At 35.9% G+C, this 26962-nt stretch carries 19 protein-coding genes; 8 read left to right on the top strand and 11 right to left on the bottom strand.

The features are described from left to right. The first annotated feature begins 94 nt into the window (after positions 1–94). The 4 genes from ACFINY_RS02395 (at position 95) to parE (ending at position 4606) form a co-directional block, all read left to right on the top strand. Entirely contained in the window at positions 95–721 is a 627-nt protein-coding gene (locus ACFINY_RS02395) for a LemA family protein (RefSeq protein ID WP_375606689.1), read from the top strand. Continuing rightward, on the top strand, positions 721–1572 hold the full coding sequence (locus ACFINY_RS02390) for a TPM domain-containing protein (RefSeq protein WP_375616197.1): 852 nt from the start codon (positions 721–723) through the stop codon (positions 1570–1572). Before ACFINY_RS02395 ends, ACFINY_RS02390 begins: the two co-directional genes overlap by 1 nt. Before the next feature lie 147 nt (positions 1573–1719). After that, complete coding sequence (lipB, locus tag ACFINY_RS02385) at positions 1720–2457, top strand: lipoyl(octanoyl) transferase LipB (protein WP_375616196.1); 738 nt, start codon at positions 1720–1722, stop codon at positions 2455–2457. Positions 2458–2539: 82 nt separating this feature from the next. Next, the gene (gene parE / locus ACFINY_RS02380) at positions 2540–4606 is read left to right on the top strand and encodes a DNA topoisomerase IV subunit B (protein ID WP_375681805.1); all 2067 of its coding nucleotides are present in this window, start codon (positions 2540–2542) and stop codon (positions 4604–4606) included. A 17-nt stretch (positions 4607–4623) separates the two neighbouring features. On the opposite strand, the gene recJ is transcribed toward parE, so the two are convergent. Beyond that, positions 4624–6408 (bottom strand): single-stranded-DNA-specific exonuclease RecJ, encoded by a 1785-nt coding sequence (gene recJ / locus ACFINY_RS02375; RefSeq protein ID WP_375629022.1) that lies wholly within the window; start codon positions 6406–6408, stop codon positions 4624–4626. 296 nt (positions 6409–6704) lie between these two features. Between recJ and rplM the strand changes: the two genes are divergently transcribed. From rplM to ACFINY_RS02360, 3 genes are all read left to right on the top strand, one after another. Continuing rightward, positions 6705–7169: a 50S ribosomal protein L13 gene (rplM, locus tag ACFINY_RS02370; protein WP_015856544.1), complete on the top strand. Its 465-nt coding sequence runs from the start codon at positions 6705–6707 to the stop codon at positions 7167–7169. Positions 7170–7171: 2 nt separating this feature from the next. Then, entirely contained in the window at positions 7172–7657 is a 486-nt protein-coding gene (gene rpsI, locus ACFINY_RS02365; protein WP_015856545.1) for a 30S ribosomal protein S9, read from the top strand. A gap of 154 nt (positions 7658–7811) precedes the next feature. After that, the gene (locus tag ACFINY_RS02360) at positions 7812–7889 is read left to right on the top strand and encodes a hypothetical protein (protein ID WP_375606729.1); all 78 of its coding nucleotides are present in this window, start codon (positions 7812–7814) and stop codon (positions 7887–7889) included. A 78-nt stretch (positions 7890–7967) separates the two neighbouring features. On the opposite strand, the gene ACFINY_RS02355 is transcribed toward ACFINY_RS02360, so the two are convergent. The 6 genes from ACFINY_RS02355 to ACFINY_RS02330 form a co-directional block, all read right to left on the bottom strand. After that, the gene (locus ACFINY_RS02355) at positions 7968–8333 is read right to left on the bottom strand and encodes a response regulator (RefSeq protein WP_273724078.1); all 366 of its coding nucleotides are present in this window, start codon (positions 8331–8333) and stop codon (positions 7968–7970) included. 544 nt (positions 8334–8877) lie between these two features. Next, on the bottom strand, positions 8878–9237 hold the full coding sequence (locus ACFINY_RS02350; protein WP_375611583.1) for a hypothetical protein: 360 nt from the start codon (positions 9235–9237) through the stop codon (positions 8878–8880). Positions 9238–11673: 2436 nt separating this feature from the next. Beyond that, entirely contained in the window at positions 11674–12462 is a 789-nt protein-coding gene (locus ACFINY_RS02345) for an ABC-2 family transporter protein (RefSeq protein WP_375613131.1), read from the bottom strand. Further along, a complete protein-coding gene (locus ACFINY_RS02340) occupies positions 12446–13270 on the bottom strand; it encodes an ABC-2 family transporter protein (protein ID WP_375650466.1) in 825 nt (274 codons plus the stop codon). The genes ACFINY_RS02345 and ACFINY_RS02340 overlap by 17 nt, the downstream gene beginning before the upstream one ends. After that, positions 13245–14264 (bottom strand): ATP-binding cassette domain-containing protein, encoded by a 1020-nt coding sequence (locus ACFINY_RS02335; RefSeq protein WP_375629017.1) that lies wholly within the window; start codon positions 14262–14264, stop codon positions 13245–13247. Before ACFINY_RS02335 ends, ACFINY_RS02340 begins: the two co-directional genes overlap by 26 nt. A gap of 787 nt (positions 14265–15051) precedes the next feature. Beyond that, positions 15052–16035, bottom strand: coding sequence for an RluA family pseudouridine synthase (locus tag ACFINY_RS02330; RefSeq protein WP_375700791.1), 984 nt, complete (start codon positions 16033–16035; stop codon positions 15052–15054). 221 nt (positions 16036–16256) lie between these two features. On the opposite strand from ACFINY_RS02330, the gene ACFINY_RS02325 reads away from it, so the two are divergent. After that, positions 16257–18038 carry a glucan ABC transporter ATP-binding protein/ permease gene (locus ACFINY_RS02325; RefSeq protein WP_375645912.1) on the top strand — a complete coding sequence of 594 codons (1782 nt, stop codon included), beginning with the start codon at positions 16257–16259 and terminating at the stop codon, positions 18036–18038. 1256 nt (positions 18039–19294) lie between these two features. Here ACFINY_RS02325 and alaS read toward each other — a convergent pair. From alaS to ACFINY_RS02305, 4 genes are all read right to left on the bottom strand, one after another. After that, positions 19295–21961: an alanine--tRNA ligase gene (alaS, locus tag ACFINY_RS02320; protein ID WP_375700790.1), complete on the bottom strand. Its 2667-nt coding sequence runs from the start codon at positions 21959–21961 to the stop codon at positions 19295–19297. Positions 21962–22166: 205 nt separating this feature from the next. Then, positions 22167–23210 (bottom strand): recombinase RecA, encoded by a 1044-nt coding sequence (gene recA, locus ACFINY_RS02315; protein WP_273791424.1) that lies wholly within the window; start codon positions 23208–23210, stop codon positions 22167–22169. A 968-nt stretch (positions 23211–24178) separates the two neighbouring features. After that, positions 24179–25504, bottom strand: a complete 1326-nt coding sequence (locus tag ACFINY_RS02310; protein WP_375613137.1) for a replication-associated recombination protein A — start codon at positions 25502–25504, stop codon at positions 24179–24181. A 9-nt stretch (positions 25505–25513) separates the two neighbouring features. Continuing rightward, a complete protein-coding gene (locus tag ACFINY_RS02305; protein ID WP_375700789.1) occupies positions 25514–26908 on the bottom strand; it encodes a DegQ family serine endoprotease in 1395 nt (464 codons plus the stop codon). Positions 26909–26962 lie beyond the last annotated feature (54 nt).

Genomic DNA, 26962 nt, shown 5'->3' with positions numbered 1-26962 from the left:
TATTGATAAATACGCCTGTTTATAAATTTCAAAATACTTTCCACCAAGAAAAAAAACTCTATATAATACATAAAATATCTGTGGAGACATCTTTATGTTAAATGTACAAACTTCTTCAATGTTTAGAATATTAAAACGATTTTCAATTATTATTTTTTTGGTATGGTTAGTGCCATTTTTAAGTGGTTGCGGATTCAATGCGATACCAACAAATGAAGAAAAAGCACATGCAGCATGGAGTGAAGTGCTCAATCAATATCAACGTCGTACAGACCTCATCCCTAATCTTGTAGAAACAGTTAAAGCTTACGCAGCTCATGAACAAAGTGTTTTCACAAATGTAATTGAAGCACGTGCTAAAGCAACACAAGTCAACATTAATGCAGATATGTTGAATAATCCAGAAATTATGCAGCAATATCTCAAAAATCAAGCAAATTTATCAAGTGCACTTTCGCGACTTATGGCTGTTGTTGAAAACTATCCGGATCTTAAAGCAAACCAAAACTTTCTTGCTCTTCAATCACAATTAGAAGGAACAGAAAACCGTATTTCCGTTGCGCGCCGCGATTATATTGAAACAGTACGTGCCTACAATACTGCACTCAAAACAATGCCGACGATGATTTGGGCAAAATTATGGTTTCGTGATGCTAAACCTATGCCAACTTTTACCATCGATACTGATAGCCAACAAACACCAAAGGTTAATTTTAATTAATGAAATCATTTCGATACTCTTTGCAACGTATTGTATTTTCACAATTATGGGTTTTTATCTGCTCTCTGTATTTAGTTGCTGCATTGGGAAGTATCGCTTGTTCGCAAATAAAATTTCCTCATTTAACAGGTTATGTTAATGATGTGGCTCATTTGCTCGATAATGCAACCAAGGAAGACTTGACAAAAAAACTGGCAGCAATCGAAGAGAAAACGGGAGATCAAATTGTTCTTGTGACACTCCCTACTCTTTCGGGCAATGATATAGAAACATACAGCAATTCTCTTTTTCGTACATGGGGATTAGGCCAAAAGAAGATCAATAATGGTGTATTACTGGTCATTGCACCGAATGAACGCACAGCACGTATCGAAGTTGGATATGGTTTGGAAGGAGAGCTAACAGATGCTCTTTCCTCTGTCATTATTAATAGCTTCATGATTCCTAATTTTCGCGAAGGAAATTATCAAAAAGGAATTGCTGAAGCAGTTGATGCAATTATCAAAGTTATTACAGAAAGTGATTCTGATTTTACTTTTCGCATCAAAGAAAAAGCTAAAATCGTTGAAGAACAACGTAAACAAGCTGAAAAAGAAGAAATGATTATAAATACAATCATGTTTCTCATACTCTTTATAGTCGTTGGTTTGCCCATTCTTGCAATGATTTTTGGTAAAAAAGTGGGTCCACAAAAGTATCTCTGGCTGGGGATCATCTTCACACCTTGGTTTCTTAACTTAAGTGCCGGTGGCAGATATCCTGGTGGAAGGTTCGGAGGTCCTCGAGGTGGAGGGGGATTTAGGGGTGGTGGTGGATCATCAGGTGGTGGCGGTGCAACAGGAAGATGGTAAAAGGAACGTGGATTTTTAAGCGTAGCAAATCTTCTTAAGATAAAATTTTATGAACGTATTCTCTTTTATTCAACAATTCTATACCTTACTCTGTAATCACTTTTATTGATTACAATACAAACTCAAACATCAAGATAAATATTACCCATGACATGTGAATTGAAACATACAGATCGTAATCACTTATCACATCATTTTAATGCAATTCTAGAAAATCCACCCGTTGAATGGAAAATAAGCGATCATCTAGTTGAGTATCCTGAAGCTTTACGTTACATGCAAGAACGTGTAGAAAAAATTCTTGCAAAAACTGCGCATGAACAAGTTTGGCTTCTCGAACACCCTTCCCTTTATACAGCGGGGACGAGTGCCAATAAAAAAGATCTTTTGGCGCCTAATTTATTCCCTGTTTATGAAGCAGGACGTGGAGGTGAATTTACATATCACGGTCCAGGACAGCGTATTGCTTATATCATGCTTGATCTTAAACGCCGAAAACAAGACATTCGTGCTTTCATTAGTGCATTAGAAGAATGGATCATACAGATGCTTGCCAACTTTAATATTAAAGGCGAACGCAGAGAAGATCGCGTTGGTGTCTGGGTTAAACAGTCTCATTGCCCATCAACACAAAATGATCTTTCTTCCGAAGATAAAATTGCAGCTATTGGCATTCGAGTGCGCAAATGGATAAGTTTTCATGGAGTTTCTATCAATGTTAATCCTAATTTAGCCCATTATTCAGGAATTGTTCCTTGTGGAATTACAAACCACGGTGTAACAAGCTTTCTTGATCTAGGTTGCCCTGTAGCAATGCATGATATTGATATTGCTCTCAAACACGCTTTTGAAAAAATTTTTGGTCCAACAATTGATGTTTCCTAAGTGCATTGATTTTTAAATAAAAAACAGGCATAAAATTTATTTTAATGAATATTTTATTTGATGAGGTGGATAGTTAAACGCTATGAGCGATAACAAAAAGGATCTTTTTAGTGTTTTAAATAAAGCCCAATCTCGGGTAAATACAAAAGAAAACACTCTGCAGTCTCCAATGAAATCAAACGCGATGATTTCAAGAAAAAGTGCAAAAGATACGCAAGAAGATGACTATAATGCCCTCTCTATTCGAGTTCTTGAGGGTTTAGAGCCGGTACGTTTACGCCCTGGAATGTATATTGGTGGAACAGACAGTAAAGCGCTTCATCATTTATTTGCCGAAATTATTGATAACGCGATGGATGAAGCTGTTGCGGGTTATGCAGATTCTATTGAGGTCTCATTAGATAGGAACGGTTATATAACCGTTACAGATAATGGACGGGGTATTCCTGTCGAAAATCATCCTCAAATGCCTGAGAAATCGACTCTTGAAGTTATTATGACACAACTCCACTCAGGGGGAAAATTTGATGGAAAGGCTTATCAAACTGCTGGTGGACTTCATGGAGTAGGAATTTCTGTCGTCAATGCTCTTTCTGATGATATGGAAGTTGAAGTTGCACGAGAACGAAAACTTTACCGCCAACGTTTCTCACGCGGTATTCCTCAATCTGGATTGGAAGATCTGGGAGATGTTTATAATCGTCGTGGTACGCGCGTTCGTTTTCATCCTGATCATGAAATTTTTGGTGAAAAAGCAGCTTTTGATCCAGAAAAAATCTATAAGATGACATGCTCCAAAGCCTATCTTTTTGGTGGCGTAAAAATTCGCTGGTCTTGTGATCCCGTCATACTTGAAGGCGCAAAAAATATTCCTGAAAAAGCTGTTTTTCATTTTCCCGATGGGCTTAAAGACTATTTACTTTCGTCACTAAAAGATGAATATCGAGTAACGTCAGAAATTTTTTCTGGCAAAACACACCACAATAATGGCCATGGCTCCGTTGAGTGGGCTATCGCTTGGCATGGTGGTGATTCTTGTGTGCAATCTTACTGCAATACGATTCCTACAGGAGAAGGCGGAACACATGAAATAGGATTACGTCAAGCTCTTTTGCGTGGATTGAAATCCTACGCTGAGTTAATAGGAAACAAGCGCGCAACGATTATTACGTCTGACGATATTATGATTTCAACAGCCGCAATACTTTCAGTCTTTATCAGTAACCCTGAATTTGTTGGACAAACAAAAGATCGATTAGCAACCATTGAAGCACAGCGTATCGTTGAGAATGCAATCCGCGATCCCTTTGATCATTGGTTAGCAAATTCCCCACAAGAAGCAACAAAACTTCTCGATTGGGTTATTGAACGTGCTGAAGAACGTGTTAGACGACGCCAAGATAGAGAAATAAGTCGAAAAACTGCTGTCCGTAAATTACGTCTGCCCGGTAAACTTGCAGATTGTAGCCAGAACCATGCTTTGGGTGCTGAACTATTCATTGTTGAAGGGGATTCAGCAGGAGGATCTGCTAAACAAGCAAGAAATAGAGCAAACCAAGCAATTTTACCTCTTCGTGGTAAAATCTTAAATGTCGCCAGTGCTGCACATGAAAAAATGAACTCAAGCCAAACAATTAGCGATCTGATCCTTGCTCTTGGATGTGGAACACGCTCCAAGTATCGTGAAAAAGATCTCAGATATGAACGTATTATCATCATGACAGATGCTGATGTTGATGGTGCTCATATTGCGTCACTGCTCATTACCTTCTTCTTTCAAGAAATGCCTGACCTTATTCATCAGGGACATTTATATCTTGCCGTCCCTCCCCTTTATAGAATATCGCAAGGAGGAAAAGTTGCTTATGCTCGTGACGATATTCATAAGGATGAATTGCTCAAAACTGAATTTACTGGAAAAGCTAAAATCGAAATCGGGCGTTTTAAAGGGCTGGGTGAAATGCGCGCAGAACAACTTAAAGAAACGACTATGCATCCTCAAAAACGTACATTGCTTCGTGTTTCTATTGATGCCGTGGAAATGCAAGAAACGAAAAAGACTGTAGAAAGTCTCATGGGAACAAAACCAGAAGCACGATTTCGTTTCATACAAGAAAACTCTACTTTTGCTTCTAATCTAGACATCTAATGTAAAAAATATCCCTTTCAAACCACTGCAGCTGCGTCAATCACGCGCAGTTGCGGATTGATCGTTCCATTCCAATAATTCAAACTAAGATGACCAGCTAAATGAATCATTTCACCAATATTTTCAAAAAGAAAATCACCTAGCGATGTCCCTACAGCACGAAAAGCTATTCCTTGTAGTTTTTTTCCTTCAACATTAGATACAATGAGGCGAAGATGTCCTTTACCAACTTCAGATAGATTCACCAGTCGATGAGAGGGAAGAACAAAAACAGGTGTTGCATTCCCTGCCCCAAATGGCCCTGCTTTTTCAAGCAATTCAAACAGCGCTTCATTAACACCAGAAGCAGAAAGAGAACCATCTATACTAAGAGATTTTTTTGCACGCAACTGTGAAACCATTAAAGAAACTTTTTCTTCTAGCCATTTTCGAAAAATTTCAATTTTTGTTGATTGAATTGTAATTCCTGCTGCCATACTATGCCCCCCTCCTTTTTCTAATAAATTGAGTGTAACAGCTTCACGAACGATTGCTCCTAAATCTATACCATTAATTGAGCGTCCCGACCCTACGCCATTTCCATCTTCTTTCAAAGCAATAGCAAAAACAGGACAAAAAAAACGCTCTTTGAGGCGGGAAGCAAGAATACCAATAATCCCCGGATGCCATTCTTTATGAGAAATGACAAGTGACAATGGTGTTTCTTGACCTTGATAAAGAGAAGCAATATAGGATTCCGCTTGTGCTAATTGAATATTCTCCATTTCTTGGCGTTCTTGATTAAGCCGATCTAATTGTTCTGCTATTCTGTCCGCTTCATCTTTATTCTCACAGCTAAGCAAACGTGCTCCCAAAGCTTGATCACCAATGCGCCCTCCTGCATTAATTCTAGGACCTAATAAAAAACCTAAATGAAAACTATTAAGCGGCTCCCCTATTCGTGCAACCTTTGTTAAAGCTGTTATTCCTAGATTATGCATAGAACGAGCAACTTGAAGCCCTTTTAACACAAAAGCACGGTTAACCCCCTGTAATGGAACGACATCACATATGGTTGCCAATGCAACAAGATCAAGCATACTTAAAAGATCAGGCAGCGGTCCTTGGAATTGTTTTTTCCGCAGCAAATGATGAACCCAAGCTAACGTAACAAAAACAACACCAGCTGCACATAAATGCCCCTGTTTAGAAAAATCATCAGGACGATTAGGATTGACAAGAGCAACAGCTTCTTGATGAATCTCTGACATTTGATGATGATCTAAAATCACAACATCAGCACCAGCAAGCCTCGCTGCTTTTACGGCATCAGGACTGTTTGCGCCACAATCAACAGTGATAATTAACCGAGCGCCTTCTTGCACAAGCATTCTCATTGCTTGTTCATTCGGACCATAGCCTTCAACAATACGATCAGGAATATAAATTTTGACTTCAATACCAAAATAACGAAAAAAACGTGCTATGAGTGCCGATGAACAAGCACCATCAACATCATAATCACCAAACACAGCAACCTGTTCTTGATTGAGAAGAGCCTTAACAATGCGCTCTGCAGCGCATTGCATATCCCTAAAACTTTCTGGATCAGGCATAAGCGTACGCAATGTTGGATTAATAAAAGCAACAGCCTCAGCTTCATCCACATCTCTTGCTGAAAGTACTCGAGCTAACTGATCTGGAAAGCCAAATTTTTGAGAAATAGCGCGCGCGTTATTTATCCCTTGAACATCAAGGGCATCTAACCAAGCTTGACCACAAGCAGAAGATTCAACATTGAGAAAATAACGAGACCACTGCATTATTTCTTATTTTATAATGAAGAACGATAAAAGACAATCATGCGTTAAAGATAAAATAGTCTTTTGCAACATTCATTTTAAGTTTAAATGGTCTACAAACTTCTTTTAATGGGGTATTATAATACCTTTCTTGTAACATATTGTTTTATAAAGTTTTTATTTTCTCTTGACGTCAATCAAAAGACATTATATCAGAGCAAGTAGTATGCGTTAAATATTTCGCTATGGTAACAATTTTCAACGCAAAACAGTAAAAATTCCCTTATATTAAAAGGGTTCTAATAAAGGATACTTCTATGGCAACTTTTTCACAAAAGCCAACTGAAGTGGTGAAAAAATGGGTTATTATTGACGCAGAAAACCTTGTTTTGGGTCGTCTTGCCACATTTGTTGCTAACCGCTTACGTGGCAAACATAAAGCTACATTTACTCCACATGTTGATGATGGTGACAACGTTATTGTCATTAATGCAGATAAAATAGCTCTCACTGGCAAAAAATATACGGATAAAAAATATTATTGGCATACCGGCTATATTGGTGGAATCAAACAACGTACAGCACGTCAACTTCTTGAGGGGCGTTTTCCCGAACGCGTTATTGAAAAAGCAGTAGAGCGCATGATTCCTCGAGGGCCTCTTGGTCGCCGTCAATTGAAGAATCTACGTGTTTACGCTGGAAGCCAACATCCACATGAAGCACAACAGCCTGAATCTCTTGACGTTGGTGCTTTAAACCGCAAAAACAAAAGGATTGCTTGATTATGGCTGAAATTAATTCTCTTTCTGAGCTTAGCATAGTAACAAGTATTACAGAAACACATGAAAATGTTGTTCCTGTTCACGTGCAGAAGCTTGATTCACAAGGACGTGCTTACGCAACAGGAAAGCGTAAAGACGCTGTTGCGCGTGTATGGATTAAACCAGGTTCTGGAAAAATCACGATCAACAATAAGGAATTTGACAAATATTTTGCTCGTCCTGTTCTTAGAATGATTCTTCGTCAACCAATTGTTGCAACAAATAGGGATACCCAGTTTGATATTATTGCAACCGTTGCAGGCGGTGGTCTTTCTGGACAAGCCGGTGCAGTGCGCCATGGCATTTCCAAAGCTTTAACCTATTACGAACCAGAACTTCGCTCAATCTTGAAAAAAGGTGGGTTTCTTACCCGTGATAGCCGTGTTGTTGAACGTAAAAAGTACGGTAAAGCAAAAGCACGTCGTTCTTTCCAATTCTCAAAGCGTTAATTTCAATTTTTGCAATGCATAAAGCCTCGGACAAAAACGGGGCTTTTTCCCCTACTAAAACAAACTTTTAGATGAATGTAGGAACAAATCTATACCGATTAGAAAAAACAAGAATGCAAAACAACTTCTTCTCTTAAGATAAAAGGCAAGAAAAATAGACCGAAAAAATTCAAAACTTCAGTTTCAATTTTTAAAATCTGTTTTACTAACTTGTAATATATCCACGTGCTGAAGCACGAAAATATTTACGCGACAACTTTAGCAATCTTATAAGCTTTTCAATGCTTTTTCTATCACCACTTAACAAGTTTTAGTCCAAGAAATGCTTTACCATTGTGATAAAATGAGGGACAGAAATAGGCTTTGACATATATTCTTCACATCCACTGGCACGAATTCGCTCCTCATCGCCTTTCATAGCAAAAGCTGTTACAGCAACAACGGGGATTGATCGAAGTTCTTCATCTTCTTTTAATTGTTTAATAACATCTATTCCAGAGACCTCTGGCAACTGGATATCCACAAGGATAAGAGATGGCATTGATGAACGCGCCAAATCTAATGCCATAAGACCATTACGCGTTTCAACGGTTTCATAACCACTCGCTTCTACAAGATCGCGAAATAACTTCATATTAAGCTCATTATCTTCCACGATCATGACTTTTTTTGACATTCGTATAACTCCACCCTTCTCAGATAAAATAGAGAAATAGAAATGAATCCACATTCTCTTTGCTTAAGATAAAATGATAAAATGAATTGTAAACCACAAAGAGATTAAAAGATTCCAATAAAAGCATTTTTGCAAATATTTGTAAGACGCATCGCTATACTTATTCAGTTCATCAACATAAAACCCACAAATAGTCGTAAGATTGTGTGACCTTGTATTTTTTGAGTTGATATACAAAGTTTATGGATATCTCAATTAATGCATTCGCGTTTTCATCATAAAAAAATATCAACCACAAACTTAGCTAAAATGCGCATTTTGAAGAGGAAAAAATTTAAGTAAATTTAAAAAGCAACTGATTAGCTGAATTTAATGTACCATATACTGGCATCCACAAAACAATATCTTAATGATATAAAAAGATAAACTTATCAATGTCATTAAGATTAAAAAAAATAAATAAACCGTGATTAAATATCACGATTTATTTAATATAAAACATTCAATAACAGCATAATTCAAATTTGATCAAGGATAATATCTTTTAATTCAAAGCCCATGAACTATGAGCAAAAGCATCGAATGTTCTTCCACCTGTCTCTCTGTTAGGACTGGGCGGCTTTCTAGTAAAGAAATATACAAAATATGCGATTAAAGCAAAAATCGCTGTCTCCATCCCCATTAAACCCGCGACTTTTTGGACATTTTTCTCACCCCCTTGTCCTCCAAACTGGCTAATAACCATATCGACAGCTTTAATAACTCTATTTTCCTGTGTCATTACAGAAATAAAACCAGCATTTTGAAATCTACCATTTAAAGAATCAGCATTGGCTCTTAAAATCTGTGAAAAGAAAATCGCTACTGCAACAAAACATACTATACAATGCTTGAATATTTTCATCATAACCACCTAATTACAATATTTAGTAAAATAAATTTTCTTTACCGCCCCCTCTAGATAGAAAACATTCCGTTATCTATCTATAAAGTATATTTATTTTCTGATAATAAAAATATAATACAAAATTCAATTAATAATTTTATTTTAATTGTTATTTTTATATTATATTACACTTACAATATTCCGTTACATGTTTATTTAACGATTGTCAATTATTTTATTTGTACTTTACATTTAGTAATTTAAATATAAAAATATATTAAAATAAAGTTATTTTATTGTTTTTATTATAAATTTAGCTTTATTATCATAAATATTATTATGATTTTATAATATAAAAAATATCAATGTGTTGTTTTTTTAGTTACACGCAATGTTTTTATTTTTTTGTATAATATATTAAAATAAATATTTTTATAAAATATTTTTCCTTAGTATAGATTGAGAAAAAATATTTGCCCCAGCTACAATTAGCGTAAGAACCAGCTTAACTCTTTGATTGAAAAAGCTAAATTAGATAAGATAAGGGATAACTTTGGTGAATGCGCTAAATCTAATGCCATAAGCTATTACACATTTCAACGTTTTCACAGCCATGCGTTTCTACCAGAACATGGAATAATTTTAATAAAGTTCATTGTCTTCCACAATTATAACTTTCTAACATTAATATAATTCCACGACTTTAAGATAAAATAGAGAAATAAAAATGAGTCCACCTTTTTTCTAACCAAGATAAAATGATTAAAAATATGAATCATAAAAATTTAATAATGTCCAATAAAAGCATTTTTGCACAAACCTTTGTAATGCTAATCGTTATACTTCTTCAGTTTATCAAAATGATAATCTAGAATAGCCATAAAATTATATGATCGTATATTTTTTGAGTTAATACGAAAAATTTATGGATATTTAAATCAGCTCATGCCCCTTTTCATCTTAGAAAAGATATCAATCACGAAAATTAACATAGATATATATATTTTGGAAAAAAATTTAAATAACGTTGATATGGATAGATTATTTGCTAGCAAACAATCTTCTCTATTAAATCAGAGTGTTCACTACTGTGATATTGTAATCTCAATCACGACAACACTTCAATAACAGACTAAAATATAGATTCACTATAAGCTTAAAATAAAAATTTTGGAATTGATCATACATACAATGAATGAACCGTAAAATACAAAAGTAATCATAACACTAGAAAATGAAAAAGCTTATCACTCTTGTTCACTATTCCTTCCTCTCTCATTTTTTCTGTGTTATTTTTAAAGTCTTGTAAAAGATATGAATTACATGCAAAAAAAAATTAGCCCTTTGTAATCTCTACGCCATCAATCACATTAGTTTTATTAATGATAAGCAATAACATTTGTATAGCTCTAAGCTTAGAGAGCAAAACCAGATTAAAGTATCATTTTTATTTATTGTAAAGAGGATGTAAAACTCCATTTTTCTCTTATCATTGTTAAGAAAAATTGAAAAATGAGCTTATTAATATTAAAAAAATAGAAAATAATTTTTTAAAAAATAATATCTTATTTAATTAATTTTTAAAATAACCTATTTAAAATAATATAAATATATTATGTTTATATTGTATGTGTTTATATTGTATATATTTAATTAAATAATAATATTTATAATAACACTAAAATAGTACATAATAATTATCTTTATATCAAATAAAATCATAACATAAAATAAGAAATTCACAATAAAATTAAGTATAATTCTCTTAGTTTACAAGAACAATAAAGAAATATATTTAATTATGTTATTGAACTCAGTTGCGTTGCCATCGTTTTTTCCTGCTTTGCTTAGTGAATCCTTTTATTTCCAAGCAATTATTAACTGAATTTTGACTGCTCAGCATGCTGAAAAATCTCTATGTGATTGTTGTCTTGATAATTGCTATCATGTTGTTTGGCGAAGCTCTTAGCTTTCTATCGGGCAACTTAAAAGCTTTATTCTGTCAATTTTCTTATTGTTTAAGCAAAAACTCATCCACGTAATAATATATTGAATGCACCAACAAAATCCGCACGAATAACCACATTCTACACATATAAAAATTACCCATCTTTGACAATTTTTTAGCACTATAAATGCAACAAAAATAAATTTTGCTCAGATGAGAAAGCACTACTAATATTGTACACCATCTTACCATTGGCTTGTGTCATCAAGCAGCCATCTAAACTCAAACTAATCTAAAACCAAGAAATTTAATTCTCTGATTTTTATTGTAAATTCTTTGCTCATAGCTATAGAAATACAACCGATTTTATGCATGAATATGTCTAATAAAAAATCCTCATGTGTAAATTTTACATGCCTTATACCGCCAGCATAAATAACGATATTTTACAGTACGATAGAATTTTTACTCAATTTTTTATTTTTATAATCATGATGACTTTTATATTATCCCCCTAATCCATTAAATTTACGCATTGTTTTCTTATAACTTATGAAAGTCATGACCATGGAAAGAAAAGCGCTCAACAGAAGATATCCAATATTCCATTCGCCTTTACCAAGCAACAATGACACAGGCAAGGAAGCAGAAAAAGCCATGGGAAGCATAAACAAAAGCCATTTTACGATGCTTAAAGGATAAATTCCTATTGGCACAAATGAAAGCTCATAAATCATTTCATGAAAATATTCGACAGGCATCTTACGGCTAATAATAAATGTTATAAAATTGAACATCAGAAAAAAACAAATATTGACAATAAAAACACAAAATATTGCAACAACAAAAGAGATCCATCTTAGCTTAAGATCAGAAATATTCGGTAATGATACAAATAAATAGGCACTAACATAAAGGACAAAGAGCTTGATCAAATTAAGAGGTTTACACCAACCAAACAACATCAACAACCAAATTGAAACGGGCTTTATCAAGTATGGTTCAATTTTACCATCCGCTACTTTTTCAAAAAACGTTTCAATAGAATTAATAAAAATATTCAAAAATATTCCAAGTAAAACAAAGACAACAAAGATAAAATGGATTTCATCTCTGCTATAGTTACCGATCTTTCCTGAAAAAGAAGATACTCTATCAATAAATATGAATTGAATAAAATAATAGCATAGAGAAAGAATAAACTCCCCAGCCAAATTCTTACCATAAACAATCTGTCGGCGGATATTCAGACTGATAAAATGAAGGATGATTTTCATCTCAACCACCTGCTCCATTATATGCTTTCATCCCTTTATTCCAAGCGATATAAATTAAGAATAAAAAACACAAAATATAAGTAAAACTTCCGAAAATAAACTGCTGAAACAACGCTAAATTTTGCGTCGCGAAAAACTCGGCAGGAGCGGATATCATGAAACGATAAGGATTAAATTGCATAAGCGGAATAAGCCACACCGGCCAAAAAGATGGTGGTAAAAGAACACCCCCAAGAAGCGCTGAACTAAGAATACTAAAAGAGAGTAATATATTGTACTCAATCACCCAAAAGCTTAATAAAGCAATTCCAAAAGAGATTAAAAAACAAAGCAATTGTGATAGAATAACAACCAGAAAAAAGAACAGAAAAGCGATGACCAATCCCAGAATATTTTCATAGGATAAAACAAGCTTAACAATAAAAAGAGCCAATAATGGGATGCTATATAATACACTCTCCCCTAAAAAAGTAAAAAGCATTTGTGTCATATAACTAAAGGGCTTTGTAAGATATACTTCTAATTGGCCTTCTTTAACATGATGAGAGAAAAACTTAATCACATTATAACCATTATTTAAGCGACCTAGGACTAAAGCAAAAGCATAATAATACATCATATCATAAAAGCTAAAGCCATTTATGGTGTTGCCCGTATCAGAGAAAAGTGCATTCCATAATAGAAGTTGAATAACAAATGGCGAAAGTGTCCCAATGATAATATCGGTAAAAAACATTGCTCTATCACTTAGAACAGTGAGTAATCCATTCTTGGCAAAAAGAAACATACCAAAGTAGTGGTTAGATAAATTCTTTAAATTTAACACGGAGCATCTCTTCAAGCGAGGGAGTGGATACAGAGAACGTACAGTTCAATTTGGTTGTAATTTCGCGTACAAAACGCGCAAAATCCTCACGGGGCAGCGAAACCTCCAGCGAGCATTCTTCAGCGTTAAAGTGCTTATCTTTTAAAGAAGTAGATAATTTCAACGCAATCTCATCAATTTTTTCTACAACAGCTGAAGGTACAGCCATGTGTTCACAAAAAAACGTTATTCTCACCAAAGAAGGGATGACATTTTTAAGCGCGTGAAGATTACCATGAAACTGTTTCTTTCCTTTATGCAAGAGAATAATATCATCAACGTATCCATCAATATCTCCCATATCATGACTTGTGATGATATATCCAGTGCCACGCTCCTTTTTCAGTTTTTTAAGAAGCTCCCTGATTTCATGCTTAGATGTAATATCAAGACCAATACTTGGCTCATCGAGAAACAACAGTTTAGGTCTAAAGGAGAGATTAAATGCCAATTCACTTTTCACTCTCTCACCCAGACTAAGCATCCGCACTGGCTTATCCATAATATGCTCAAGGCCCAGTAACTCAGCGATCTCTTTAAGATCACGGGTAAAAGAGGCGCGTTCAAGACCATATAATGGTTGAACCATATCCAAACTGTAGCGTAAGGGCAAATCCCACCATAAACAATTCTTGTGACCAAAGACCACACCCAAAGACTTGAACAGATTTTTCTTCGCTTTATAAGGATCAACACCAAGGACTTTAACACATCCCTCATCAGCGTATTGTATACCAGAAAGTATTTTAATCAGTGTCGATTTACCCGCTCCGTTAGGGCCAAGAATTGCTAACGATTGCCCTGAAAAGAGGGTGAAACTCATATCTTTTAACACATGATGATTTGTATAAACCGGCTTGAAGAGAGAAAACACCTTGTTTTTAAAACCAATTCCTCTGTCAATGTTGCGATATATTTTTGAGACGTTATTAACGTCAATCAATAATGATCCCATCAGTCACTCCTAATTTCAACTTATCTCCCCTTTGAATGTTCCCATAATAAATATCTGTTTTGTTCACTAGAAAAAACAAAAGTGTTCAAGCCCTCCCTAGAGCAATAAAACGCGCCTGACGTTTTATCTCCAATTTTTTGTCTAGATATTTTTTTAATGTGATGAGTTCACTTCAATGAAGCATTAAGATACTAAAAACTTATTTCTTCTTTTATGAAAGATGATCTTTTGGATAAACTAAGTAAGTAGAAAAATAATTGCTCATTAAAAAGAGAACTTTGCTAAGAAGGCTTCATTGTGTAAGTAAAGCATAAATCTATACTATAAGCATATCAAACCACATTTATAACAGAACAAACTTCCTTGACAACAGGATTTTTTTGAGAGTCTACTTTTCCTAAGCATTACTATAAAATGCCTTCATTATTCCCCATAAAAAACTAAAATCGCTTTCTCTATTTTAGTAAATATCTTTCAGATTTTATCTAACTCATCTCCCTCAACAGACACGCCTTCCCAATATATGACCTCTATAGATAATTCAAAGAAGCAGCTTCATAAACTCAGATTATTAAATGATACACCATATCCAAAAAATAACAATACAATCAATATGGATAAAGAGCTGTAGAAAGAAAGCCATGATATTCGAAAATTTCATCACTCAAAAACACAATTTTCTCATAGCGATCGACTTATCAAAAACTTTCTTCAAATAATGCCCTATTCATCTTATCAAATTTATAGACAAAATTTGTATCAATCAAAAAGAACAAATGAAGTTTGTTTAGTCGGTTTCAGCATCACTCTCATTAAAAGATAAAAGATTAAAACTTTGGACCATATGAGGTGGTAAAGGTGCAACAATGTCCAATATTCCTCCTGAAGGATGCGGAATACGAATACGACGTGCATGAAGATGAAGACGATTTTGAATTCCTCCTGGTAATGTCCAATTACTATCAGAAAAAAAATACTTTGTATCGCCAATGATAGGATGATCCATATGGGCTGCATGCACACGAAGCTGATGTGTTCTCCCTGTATAGGGTTCCATTTCAAGCCACGAAAGAGCCCGCCCTCGTGTATCTAAAACGCGATAGTAGGAAACCGCATGATGTGAATCTGGCTCCCCATGTTCACAAACACGCATTTTGTCACCTTGTGTAGTCATTTCCTTAACCATCCACGTTGAAATTTTGTCCTGCTTTTTTTTAGGCACGCCACGAACCAACGCCCAATAAGTCTTTTTTGTTTCTCGCGCTCTAAAAGCAGCTGTTAAGGACTGAGCAGCTCCCCTTGATCGTGCAACAATAAGCACCCCCGACGTCTCACGATCAAGACGATGAACCAAACGCGGCTTTTCACCTTTTTTATTGCGCCATACCTCAAGCATACTATCCATATGACGTGTTAAACCAGAGCCTCCTTGGACAGCCAACCCAGCGGGTTTATTAAAAACAAATACCTTTGGATCTTCATAAAGCAGCATTTTTTTCAAAACGGTCCCATCATCCTGCCCACGAAGTGTTTTATCCGTTATTGAAAAATTTTCCTTGTCATTAATAGGGAGAGGTGGAATACGAACAGCCTGTCCTATACAAAGACGCGTATCGGCTTTAACACGTCCACCATCAACCCGTATCTGACCAGAACGCAACAATTTTTGCAAAGCTCCAAAACCAAGTCCTGGATAATGCACTTTAAACCAACGATCTAAGCGCATTCCATCTTCATCTGCCTCAACTTTTTTTATTTCTACGCCTGCCATGAAAGTTCCCTTGCCTGATAATTTTATTGATCTATTTTTGCGCCTTTATAAGCACAAATATAAACACAAAAATTCATATTTTAGTTGGCTTTATCACACCATATTACAGTTAGTATCCAAAATTGCCTTTTCTTAACGTCCAAATTTTATTAGCTAAAAATTAAGCGTTATAAAAAAAATCAATAGCCTTTACGCTTAACAGCGAATGGAGATAATTAACAGTGTCCTTATTCAAAACCTATGCACGTGTTCTCACTTACCTAAACAGAGAAAAAAATGCATCCCTTTTAATCTGTACCGCTAATGTTATGTTAGCGATTATCACCATTGCAGAACCTATTTTATTTGGACGGGTTATCGATTCTATTACAGAAAAAACAGGTATCATCTCTACTCTTGCCATTTGGGTTTGTTTTGGACTTTCACATATTATCGCTTATGTCCTTGTTGCTCGCGGTGCAGACCGCTTAGCCCATAGACGTCGCTTAACGGTTTTAACAGAATCTTTCGAACGTATCATTGCCATGCCGTTAATTTGGCATCAACAACGCGAAACATCTAACGCACTCCATACACTTTTGCGCGCTATAGATTCCATGTCAACCATATGGCTTGATTTTATGCGACAACATCTCTCAACGCTTGTCGCCTTATTGGTTCTCATCCCCATAGCCTTTAATATGAATTGGCGCCTTTCAATAGTCTTGGTTGTGCTTGCCATCATCTATGTATTAATTGCACGTTTAGTGATGCGAAAAACAAAAGACGGACAAGCCGCTGTAGAATGCTATCATCATAACCTTTTTAAACATGTCAGTGATTCAATCTCTAATGTTTCCATTGTACAAAGTTATAACCGAATAAAAGAAGAAACTTCCATACTGCATCAACATACAAATGCTCTTCTTAAAGCACAAAATCCTGTTCTCAATTGGTGGGCGCTCGCCAGTGGCTTAAATCGAATGGCTTCAACAATTTCAATCGTTTGTGTTCTTCTCCTTGGAGCTTTTTTTGTTGCAAAAGATCAATTACGAGTAGGTGAAGTCGTTGCTTTTGTTGGATTTGCACAACTCATGATTAGCCGCCTAGACCAAATGAGCAATTTTATTAATTGTGCAATATCCTCACAAGCAAAACTGCAAGAATTTTTTGAAATGGAAGACTCAACCTTTCATATTAACGAACCGCAAAATCTTCCTTCCCTCCAAAATGTTAAAGGCGCCATACAATTTCATCACGTGACCTATCAATTCCCAAATTCTTCTCAAGGTGTTTTTGATATTTCCTTTGAAGTTAAAGCAGGACAAACTGTTGCGATTGTAGGACCAACAGGGGCTGGAAAAACAACATTGATCAATCTGTTGCAACGCGTATACGACCCTACCCTTGGGCATATCTCCATTGATGGAATAAATATATGCTCAATCAATCGCGAATCTTTACGCAAATCTCTAGCAACAGTATTTCAAGACTCGGGTCTTTTCAACCGTACTATTCATGACAATATTTCAATAGGAAAAGCGAGCGCAACAAATGAAGAACTTTATGAAGCAGCAAAAATAGCAGAAGCTCACGATTTTATTCTAAAAAAAGCTGATTGTTATAACACAATGGTGGGCGAACGAGGATCTCAATTATCAGGTGGAGAAAAACAGCGACTAGCAATTGCACGCGCTGTTTTAAAAAATGCCCCTATTCTCATTCTAGATGAAGCAACAAGCGCTCTTGATGTTGAAACAGAAGCACGTGTCAAAGATGCTCTCGATTGCATAAGCCATAACCGCACTACTTTTATTATAGCACATCGCCTCTCAACAGTACGCAATGCTGATGTGATACTCTTTCTGGATCATGGTCACTTAATGGAAAAAGGAAACTTTCAAGAATTGATCGATAAAGGGGGACGTTTCTCTAATTTTTTAAAGGCAAGTGGTTTAACAATCAAACCACCAGAAAGAGAAGGAGAAAATGTTATCCCCTTACATGAAGCCATAGCATCATAAAATTGATACTCTTTTTCAAGCAAAAAAATCCTCCTCCAGATAACAAGAGTTCTTATATATGATACAAGTAAAAAGATTTCTAAAAATGCCACAATCCATTTTAGGTATTTAAGAAAAATATTAAAACAGTTTAGTATTTTCTCTGCTATTGCAATTTTACTAGATTAGAACAAAAATATTTTCCTATATCTGTGCATACTGACGAGTATACATTCTCATTTAGGGAAAATGTAAAGATGTAAAGGTAAAAACAATTTCCAGTTTTACCGTCTTCCTTTCACTCAGCTTTACGAATTTCAAAACGAACTAAAGTAATATCTTTTAAATAATGAATATTATGTATTGCGTTGCACTTTTGTTTATCACTTTCTTTATAGTCCTCTCATAAAGAACAGAACATCATTGTTTTGCACATTCATATAACTTTTTTTAAGAAACATTTCTCAATGCTCTTAAGCCCATTTCACAACGACATTCGTGAGTGGTTTTGATTAATTTAACATACACAGAATTTGAAATAATAAAATCCTACGAATATTCGTAGCTCTTATTCAAAAGATAAAACGATAAATTATCATTATAATTCAATATATTAAAGCAATTTTATCATAAATAAATTAGATGTTAATCTAAATCTTTAGATTTATGTGATATTCATTTGATTTATATTGATAATTCATTACTTTATAAATTGAAATAAAGATTTATAAAGATAGGAGAATATTCTTTTCCAAACCTTTTAATAATAAACCAAAAAACTGTTTTCTTGTACATAACAAGCAAAATAAAAACAACACAATAGCTCTAAGATACAACAACTCTTTTATAAGCCTTTTCAAGGAAAGAAATTTTATTCATTTGAAAACTAATCGAATAATGATAGCTTATAACTTTATAAGGATAATCGTATGCAATAAATCTTGTATTTTTCCTTTCATAAAAAGAGATGTTTCTTCAAAAAATCTATAAGAGCAACACAATAACTAGTCTTCCTAGTAAAAGAATACACAGTAAAGCATGAAGTGCTGCATAATCTATCTTATCTTAAAAAGGTAACTCCTGAAACGCTTGGAAGCTATAAAGCCAAATGATAAAGTGGTGATAAAGACAAACACTGTTTTTATCTTTAACAATTATATTTTCCCCAATTACGCTGTATCTGCATTTCAGAAATACACCAGACAGATATTCATGATACATAGATGCCAACCAAATATAACAATGTGAAAAATACCTATGCAGAATGATTTCATTCTTTAATTTTTTTCAAGAAAATCTTTTAGTGCCGCAAATGCCTCATCAGCTTTGTTCCCCTCAGGACCACCAGCCTGCGCCATATCAGGACGGCCACCTCCACCTTTACCACCAAGCATCGCTGAAAGAATACGAACGAGATCTACAGCATTTAATTTATCCGTTAAATCATCCGTAACACCGACAACAGCACTCCCTTTTCCATCCTCCGAGACACTAATAAAAGCAACCACTCCAGATCCAATTTGTTTTTTCTCAGAATCGACGAGCGCCTTAAGATCCCGTGGTAAAATATTTTTAACAATGCGTCCAGTAAAAGAAAGCCCATTGATGATGGTAATATCACCTTGGCTCCTTTCTGTTACTCCACCACTCAACATCATTTTCTTGCGTACATCATTCAATTCTTTTTCAAGTTTACGACGATCATCAAGCAAAATTCGCACCCGTTCTTCCACACCAGCAGAAGAAGTTTTTAAAAGATCAGCGATTTCATGAATACGTTCATCTTGGCGGCTAAGATAAAGACGTGCTTCTTTGCCTGTTAAAGCTTCAATACGCCGCACTCCAGCTGAAACAGAACTTTCAGAAACAATATGAATTAAACCAATATCACCTGTTCGCTCCACATGTGTCCCTCCACAAAGCTCAATTGACCAACGCTTTTTTAATCTTTCCTGTTCAAGTGGCTCCCCCATAGAAACAACGCGAACTTCATCACCATATTTTTCACCAAACAATGCCATGGCTCCTTCAGAAATGGCCTCATCTACAGCCATGAGGCGCGTTATTACTTTACTATTTTGCAAAATAATCTCATTGGCTAAATCTTCTATTTTTTTCAACTCTTTTGGTGAAACGGATTTTGGATGGGAAAAATCAAAACGCAACCGATCTGGCGATACAAGAGAACCCTTTTGTGTAACATGGTCCCCCAATGTTTGGCGTAAAGCTTCGTGTAACAAATGAGTAGCAGAGTGATTCGCACGAATTTTCTTACGACGAACAATATCAACCGTTAATTCTACACAATCAGACCTCGATGCCTGACCAGATTTCACCTCCCCAATATGGATAAAAACACCATCACCCTTTCTTTGGGTATCATGCACCTTAAAAATAAAATTTTCACCAGAAATGATACCGCTATCACCAATTTGCCCACCAGATTCACCATAAAAAGGTGTCTGATTAACAACAAGCATAGCTTTCTGATCTGAAGAAATATGATCAACAATTTTACCATCACATACAAGAGCTGTAAGAATACCTTTCGCTGTCTCAGTTTCATAACCTAAAAACTCTGTGGCCCCCACTTGATCACGAACAGAAAACCAGATTTTCTCTGTTCCAGCTTCTCCAGAACCAGACCAATTGGCACGTGCCTCCTCTTTTTGGCGTTCCATCGCTTTATCAAAAGCACCAACGTCAACAGATATTCCGCGACGACGAAGAACATCTTGCGTCAAATCAAGCGGAAAACCATAGGTATCATAGAGCTTGAAAGCAACTTCACCATTCAAATAGTCCCCTTCTTTAAGATCGGTACTTGCTTCGTTCAACAAACCAAGTCCTCGTTCAAGCGTTTTACGAAAACGTATTTCTTCTAACCTTAAAGTTTCTGAAATCAAAGATTCAGCACGTGTCAACTCAGGATAAGCTTGTCCCATTTCGCGAATTAAAGCAGGTAAAAGTCGCCACATTAAGGGCTCTTTAGCACCAAGAAGATGCGCATGACGCATAGCACGACGCATAATACGACGTAAAACATATCCTCTTCCTTCATTAGAAGGAAGCACACCATCAGCAATCAAAAATGCAGATGAGCGAAGATGATCAGCAATGACACGATGGCTGGCAATAAAATCACCCTTTGCCTCAATCCCTGTAATTTCTTCTGATGCAGCAATTAATGCACGAAAAAGATCAATATTATAATTATCATGAACGCCCTGTAAAACAGCAGCAATACGCTCTAATCCCATGCCTGTATCAATAGAAGGGTGAGGTAAGTTAACACGTTCTTCCTTGGAAACTTGCTCATACTGCATAAAAACAAGATTCCAAATCTCAATAAAGCGATCCCCATCTTCATTAGCACTTCCAGGAGGACCGCCCCATATTTCATCACCATGATCATAAAAAATCTCCGAACAAGGCCCACAAGGGCCTGTTTCTCCCATCGACCAAAAATTATCAACCGTCGCAATACGGACAATTTTTTCATCTGGAAGACCAGAAATTTTACGCCACAGTTCAGCAGCAACATCATCACTCTGATAAACTGTCACCAACAATTTATCTTTTGGCAGGCAAAATTCCTTTGTTAAAAGATTCCATGATAAAAAAATGGCTTCTTCTTTGAAATAATCACCAAAAGAAAAATTACCCAACATTTCAAAAAATGTATGATGGCGCGCCGTATAACCAACATTATCAAGATCATTATGCTTTCCACCCGCACGAACACATTTTTGTGCCGTTGTTGCCTGCGTATAAGAAGGTTGTTCAAGTCCAGTAAAAACATTTTTAAACTGCACCATCCCTGCATTTGTAAACATAAGTGTAGGATCATTCCGCGGAACAAGCGGACTAGAAGAAAGAACTTTATGCCCATTACGATGAAAATAATCCAAAAATGTTGACCGAATATTATTAACACTATTCATGTTGACACCTGCTCAATACAGCACAAAACCATAAAAGAAAAATCCCCCCTCATTAAATCCTCTTCGCCACGCATGGAGTCAATTTAATCAAAAATGGAATATTTGTTTTAAAAAATTGAGAAAAAAATGACTGCGTATTTAAAAACTCAAACAAAAAAACAGGAAAATCTTAAAGAAAAAAATTATAGACGAAAAAAACGCCCCATCAAATGGCTTCATCACTTTCTATATTTTCTGACCCTGCATTTTCTAACAATTCAATCGCAATCAAACCAGCATTTTGGCGCAAAGCTGCTTCAATCTCTGTAGCTATTTCCACATGTTCACGTAAAAACTGCTTTGCATTCTCACGCCCCTGCCCTAAACGCTGAGAATTATAAGAAAACCATGCACCAGATTTTTCCACAACACCAACCTTGACACCCAAATCAATCAACTCACCTACTTTGGAAATACCTTCACCATAAATAATATCAAACTCAACCTGTTTGAATGGAGGTGCCAATTTATTTTTCACCACTTTAACGCGCGTCTGATTACCAACAATTGAATCCCTATCTTTAATGGATCCAATGCGACGAATATCTAAACGAACAGAAGCATAAAACTTTAAAGCGTTTCCACCCGTTGTCGTTTCAGGAGAACCAAACATCACACCAATTTTCATGCGAATTTGATTAATAAAAACAACCATACAGTTAGAGCGAAAAATTGCTGCGGTTAATTTTCGTAACGCTTTACTCATTAACCGAGCTTGCAATCCGGGCAAAGCATCACCCATTTCACCGTCAATTTCTGCTCGCGGTGTTAAAGCTGCGACAGAATCCACAACAAGCACATCAACGGCACCAGAACGAACCAACGTTTCTGTAATTTCCAATGCCTGTTCACCGGTATCTGGCTGAGAAATGAACAAGTTTTCTAAATCAACACCAAGCTTACGCGCATAAATAGGATCAAGCGCATGCTCTGCATCAATAAAAGCACAAATCCCACCACCTTTCTGTGCCTCAGCAATAGCATGGAGAGCCAATGTTGTTTTCCCAGAACTTTCTGGTCCATAAATCTCAACTATACGCCCCTTCGGTAATCCACCAATCCCTAAAGCAATATCCAAGGATAACGATCCTGTTGGAATTGTTTCAATTTCAACAACTTGCTCTTTTTGCCCAAGACGCATAATCGAGCCTTTACCAAAAGAACGTTCAATTTGTGAGAGAGCAGCATCGAGAGCTTTTGTTTTATCCACGATTATATCCTTGACCGAATTCATAATAACCTAAAACTTTAGTGTACACTGTACTTTTAATTTAACTAAAGGTTTGAGTTTAGAGTTTCACAGACTATTTCCATTCCTATCTCCACATTATGTCCATAAACATTCATGACCATCACAATAAAGAATTGGCATTGCTTATCTTATGACACATAATAAACTCCAATAAAGTAATATCTCTATGGGAGCATAGTTAACATATTTATATCTCTCTAGAAAAGGAACAATTTAATTTTAAACACAATGTTCTACAACCCTTCTGCTTATCCCTTTGATTAAATACTTGAGAGACTAAGAATTCTCCCGCTATTGATCACACAAAAAACGCATCATCAATCAACCTCATACCCTATTGCATCGAAGAACAAAACGCTATTGTGTTGCATATTCATGCACTTGATTTAAGAAACATCTCTCAAAACTTCCAAGCTCATTTTGTGACAACACCTATGAATGTGGTATACTGCAAAACCCTTTAGGCATCACCATCTTTACTCTATAGAAGGAGCAAGCCGGCACCATCACACTATTTATCATCCTCCAATATTGCAACAGCTCTCGGCACTTGAGACAATTCATAGGAGGGATTTTTAGTCCTTTCTTGTACAGTTTTTATCACACGCTAATCCTGCTTGTAACATGCAAGCGAATAACTTGATTGCTTCAACAAATAACAGACTTGGGATGAGAGAAATTTACGGTATTTGAAACTTTCATTCAACTTACGAAACAGTTAATTATCATTATAAGTCAATATATTATTTAATAAAACCAAAAAAAATAAAGCAGCTTAAAAGTTGAATGATATATTTAAATTTGAAAAAATATGCACTTTTGAAGATATCAAAAAAATCTCTACAAGCAATGCAATAAATTGTTTAAAATATAAGCTAAATTTCTCATACAATAACATAAGAGATCAATAAAAAACGTATTTCAACTCAAATTTTATTTTGATCTTTACGTTTTTTGCGCAACTGTTGCCACCACTCAAGACGTTTCACAATTTCACGCTCAAAACCACGCTCAACTGGTTTATAATAACTCTGACGTCCAAGTTTTTCGGGAAAATATTCTTGTCCTGAAAAAGCATCTGGTTCATCATGGTCATAACAATAACCACTTCCATACCCTTCTTCCTTCATAAATTTCGTAGGAGCATTAAGAATATGCTTAGGAGGTGGTAAAGAGCCATTTTTGCGTGCACAACGCAGTGCTGCTTTATACGCAAGATATGCTGCATTTGACTTTGGCGCAGTTGCAACATAAAGACATGCTTGCGCCAAGGCCAACTCTCCTTCTGGTGATCCTAAATAATCATAGGCATCTTTTGCTGCATTACAAATGACAAGAGCTTGAGGATCCGCCAAACCAATATCTTCAACGGCCATACGAACCAATCTTCGCCCAATATAGAGAGGATCTTCACCAGCATCCAACATACGTGCCAAATAATAAAGCGCAGCATCAGGATCAGATCCACGAACGGATTTATGCAACGCTGAAATGAGATTATAATGCCCATCTCGTCCTTTATCATAAATAGGCGCACGACGCTGAATAACTTTTTGCAAAGCAACAACATCAAGAATCTCTCCCAATGGCGCAATAGACCAAACTTCCTCTGCCAATGTTAACGCAACCCGCGCATCACCATCAGACATCTCTATCAAAACGTCTCTGGCATCATTATCCAAGGGAAGAGTTTTTCCCTCCACTTCTTCAGCACGCCTCAAAAGCATATCCAAACTTTCATGATCATGAGAAAGAAATGTTAAAACACGTGCACGCGAAAGAAGGGCAGCATTCAGTTCAAAAGAAGGATTTTCGGTTGTTGCACCTATAAGTACCACAGTACCCTCTTCCATCACAGAAAGAAAACTATCCTGCTGTGCACGATTAAACCGATGAATTTCATCAACAAAGAGAAGTGTTTTATCCCCAGATATAAAACGCCTCTGCGCAACTTCAAAAATCTTTTTAAGTTCAGAAACTCCTGTAAAAATAGCAGAAACCTGTTCAAACGCGAAATTTGTTTCAAGGGCTAACAAACGTGCAACGGTCGTTTTTCCCGTCCCTGGAGGTCCCCAAAAAATCATCGATCCAATTGAGCCTGTTGCCGCCATACGTGAAAGCAAACCATCCTCTCCAATCAAATGCTTTTGTCCCACAACATCATTGAGAGAACAAGGGCGCATTCTTTCTGCAAGTGGCTGATTTTTATTAACTTGAAAATCAAACGACGAAGTAAAAAAATCTTTCTTCAAAAAAAAACCTCAACGAATAAATTGGCGAATATACATACCATCACGTTCATATTCCAATTGCCACATATTTGAGCGACCTTGCATAAGAACCTTTTTCAACTGATGAACTGTTTGAATTTTATGGCCATTTACAACACGTAGAATATCTCCTGACTGAAAAATTCCAGCTGCATTGCTCATTTCCTCAAGATTGGTAATCACAACCCCTTTTGCAGATATAGGAAGATGAAAACGTCGACTATTTTGCGGTGTTAAATCTACCACCTCAGCACCAGCAAGAGGACTGTCACCCGTAATTTTTTCAGATTTTAAAAATGCAGTTTCTGATATTGATGAAACTGTTATTTGTGTTTTTAAAGTTTTTCCACTTCGTAAATATTCCAAGGCAAGACTATGCTCAACGTCAGCTGTCATCAAACGATAACCAAGACTATCTGGACTGTCAACGCGTACCCCCTGCACACTCAAAATAACATCACCTACTTTCAATCCAGCTTTTTCAGCAGGACTATCTTTGATAACTTCAATAATCAGAGCACCATAGGGACGTTCTAAACCTAAACCACCAGCAATATCGGCTGTAACATTTTGAAAAGAAGCCCCAATATAAGGCGGCACAAAATATTTTCCACCGCGTTTAACAGTATCAAGCATCACTTTTACAAGATTAACTGGAATAGCAAAACCAATCCCTACAGAACCACCGGAACGCGAATAAATAGCCGTATTAATTCCGATTAACTGACCTTTCATATCAATTAAAGCGCCACCAGAATTCCCTGGATTAATGGCTGCGTCTGTTTGAATAAAAAAGTCAAAATCAGAAATCCCAACACGTGTACGCGCTTGCGCTGAAACAATACCACTTGTAACTGTTTGACCAACACCAAAGGGATTACCAATAGCAAGAACAAGATCACCAACTTCAACAGTATCAGAATTTCCCAAAGAAAGAACCGGAAATTGAGCATCTTTTTCCTTAACTTCAAGAATTGCAATATCAGTTGCTTCATCTTTGAGCACGACCTTACTCTCAAACTCCCGTCCATCAGAAAAAGCCACTTTAATTTCGCTTGCATCTTTAATGACGTGGTAATTTGTAACGATCAAACCACGTGCATCAACAATCACCCCTGATCCTAATGACGATTGCTTACGAACAGGAAATTTATTTTGAAAACGACCAAAAAATTGCTCAAAAAATGGATCGCCTTCAAAAGGTGATCGAGCTCTAATTTGTCGAGCTGCATAAATATTTACAACAGATGGAACTGTCTTTTTAACTAAAGGAGCAAATGAAAGGGTGATTTCTGTTTGTGTTTGAGGAACATGAGCATATACATGATCAAATGATATCTGCATCATAATTGCAAAAAAAATCCGCACCCAAAAAGAATACCTCATAATCCACTCCTTATAAAATCAGCACATTCTGTTGAAGATTAATAGAATAAAAAA

The organism is Bartonella sp. AA23NXGY (genome assembly GCF_042197165.1).
Taxonomy (GTDB): domain Bacteria; phylum Pseudomonadota; class Alphaproteobacteria; order Rhizobiales; family Rhizobiaceae; genus Bartonella.
This window is presented reverse-complemented; position numbering and strand designations above follow the sequence as displayed.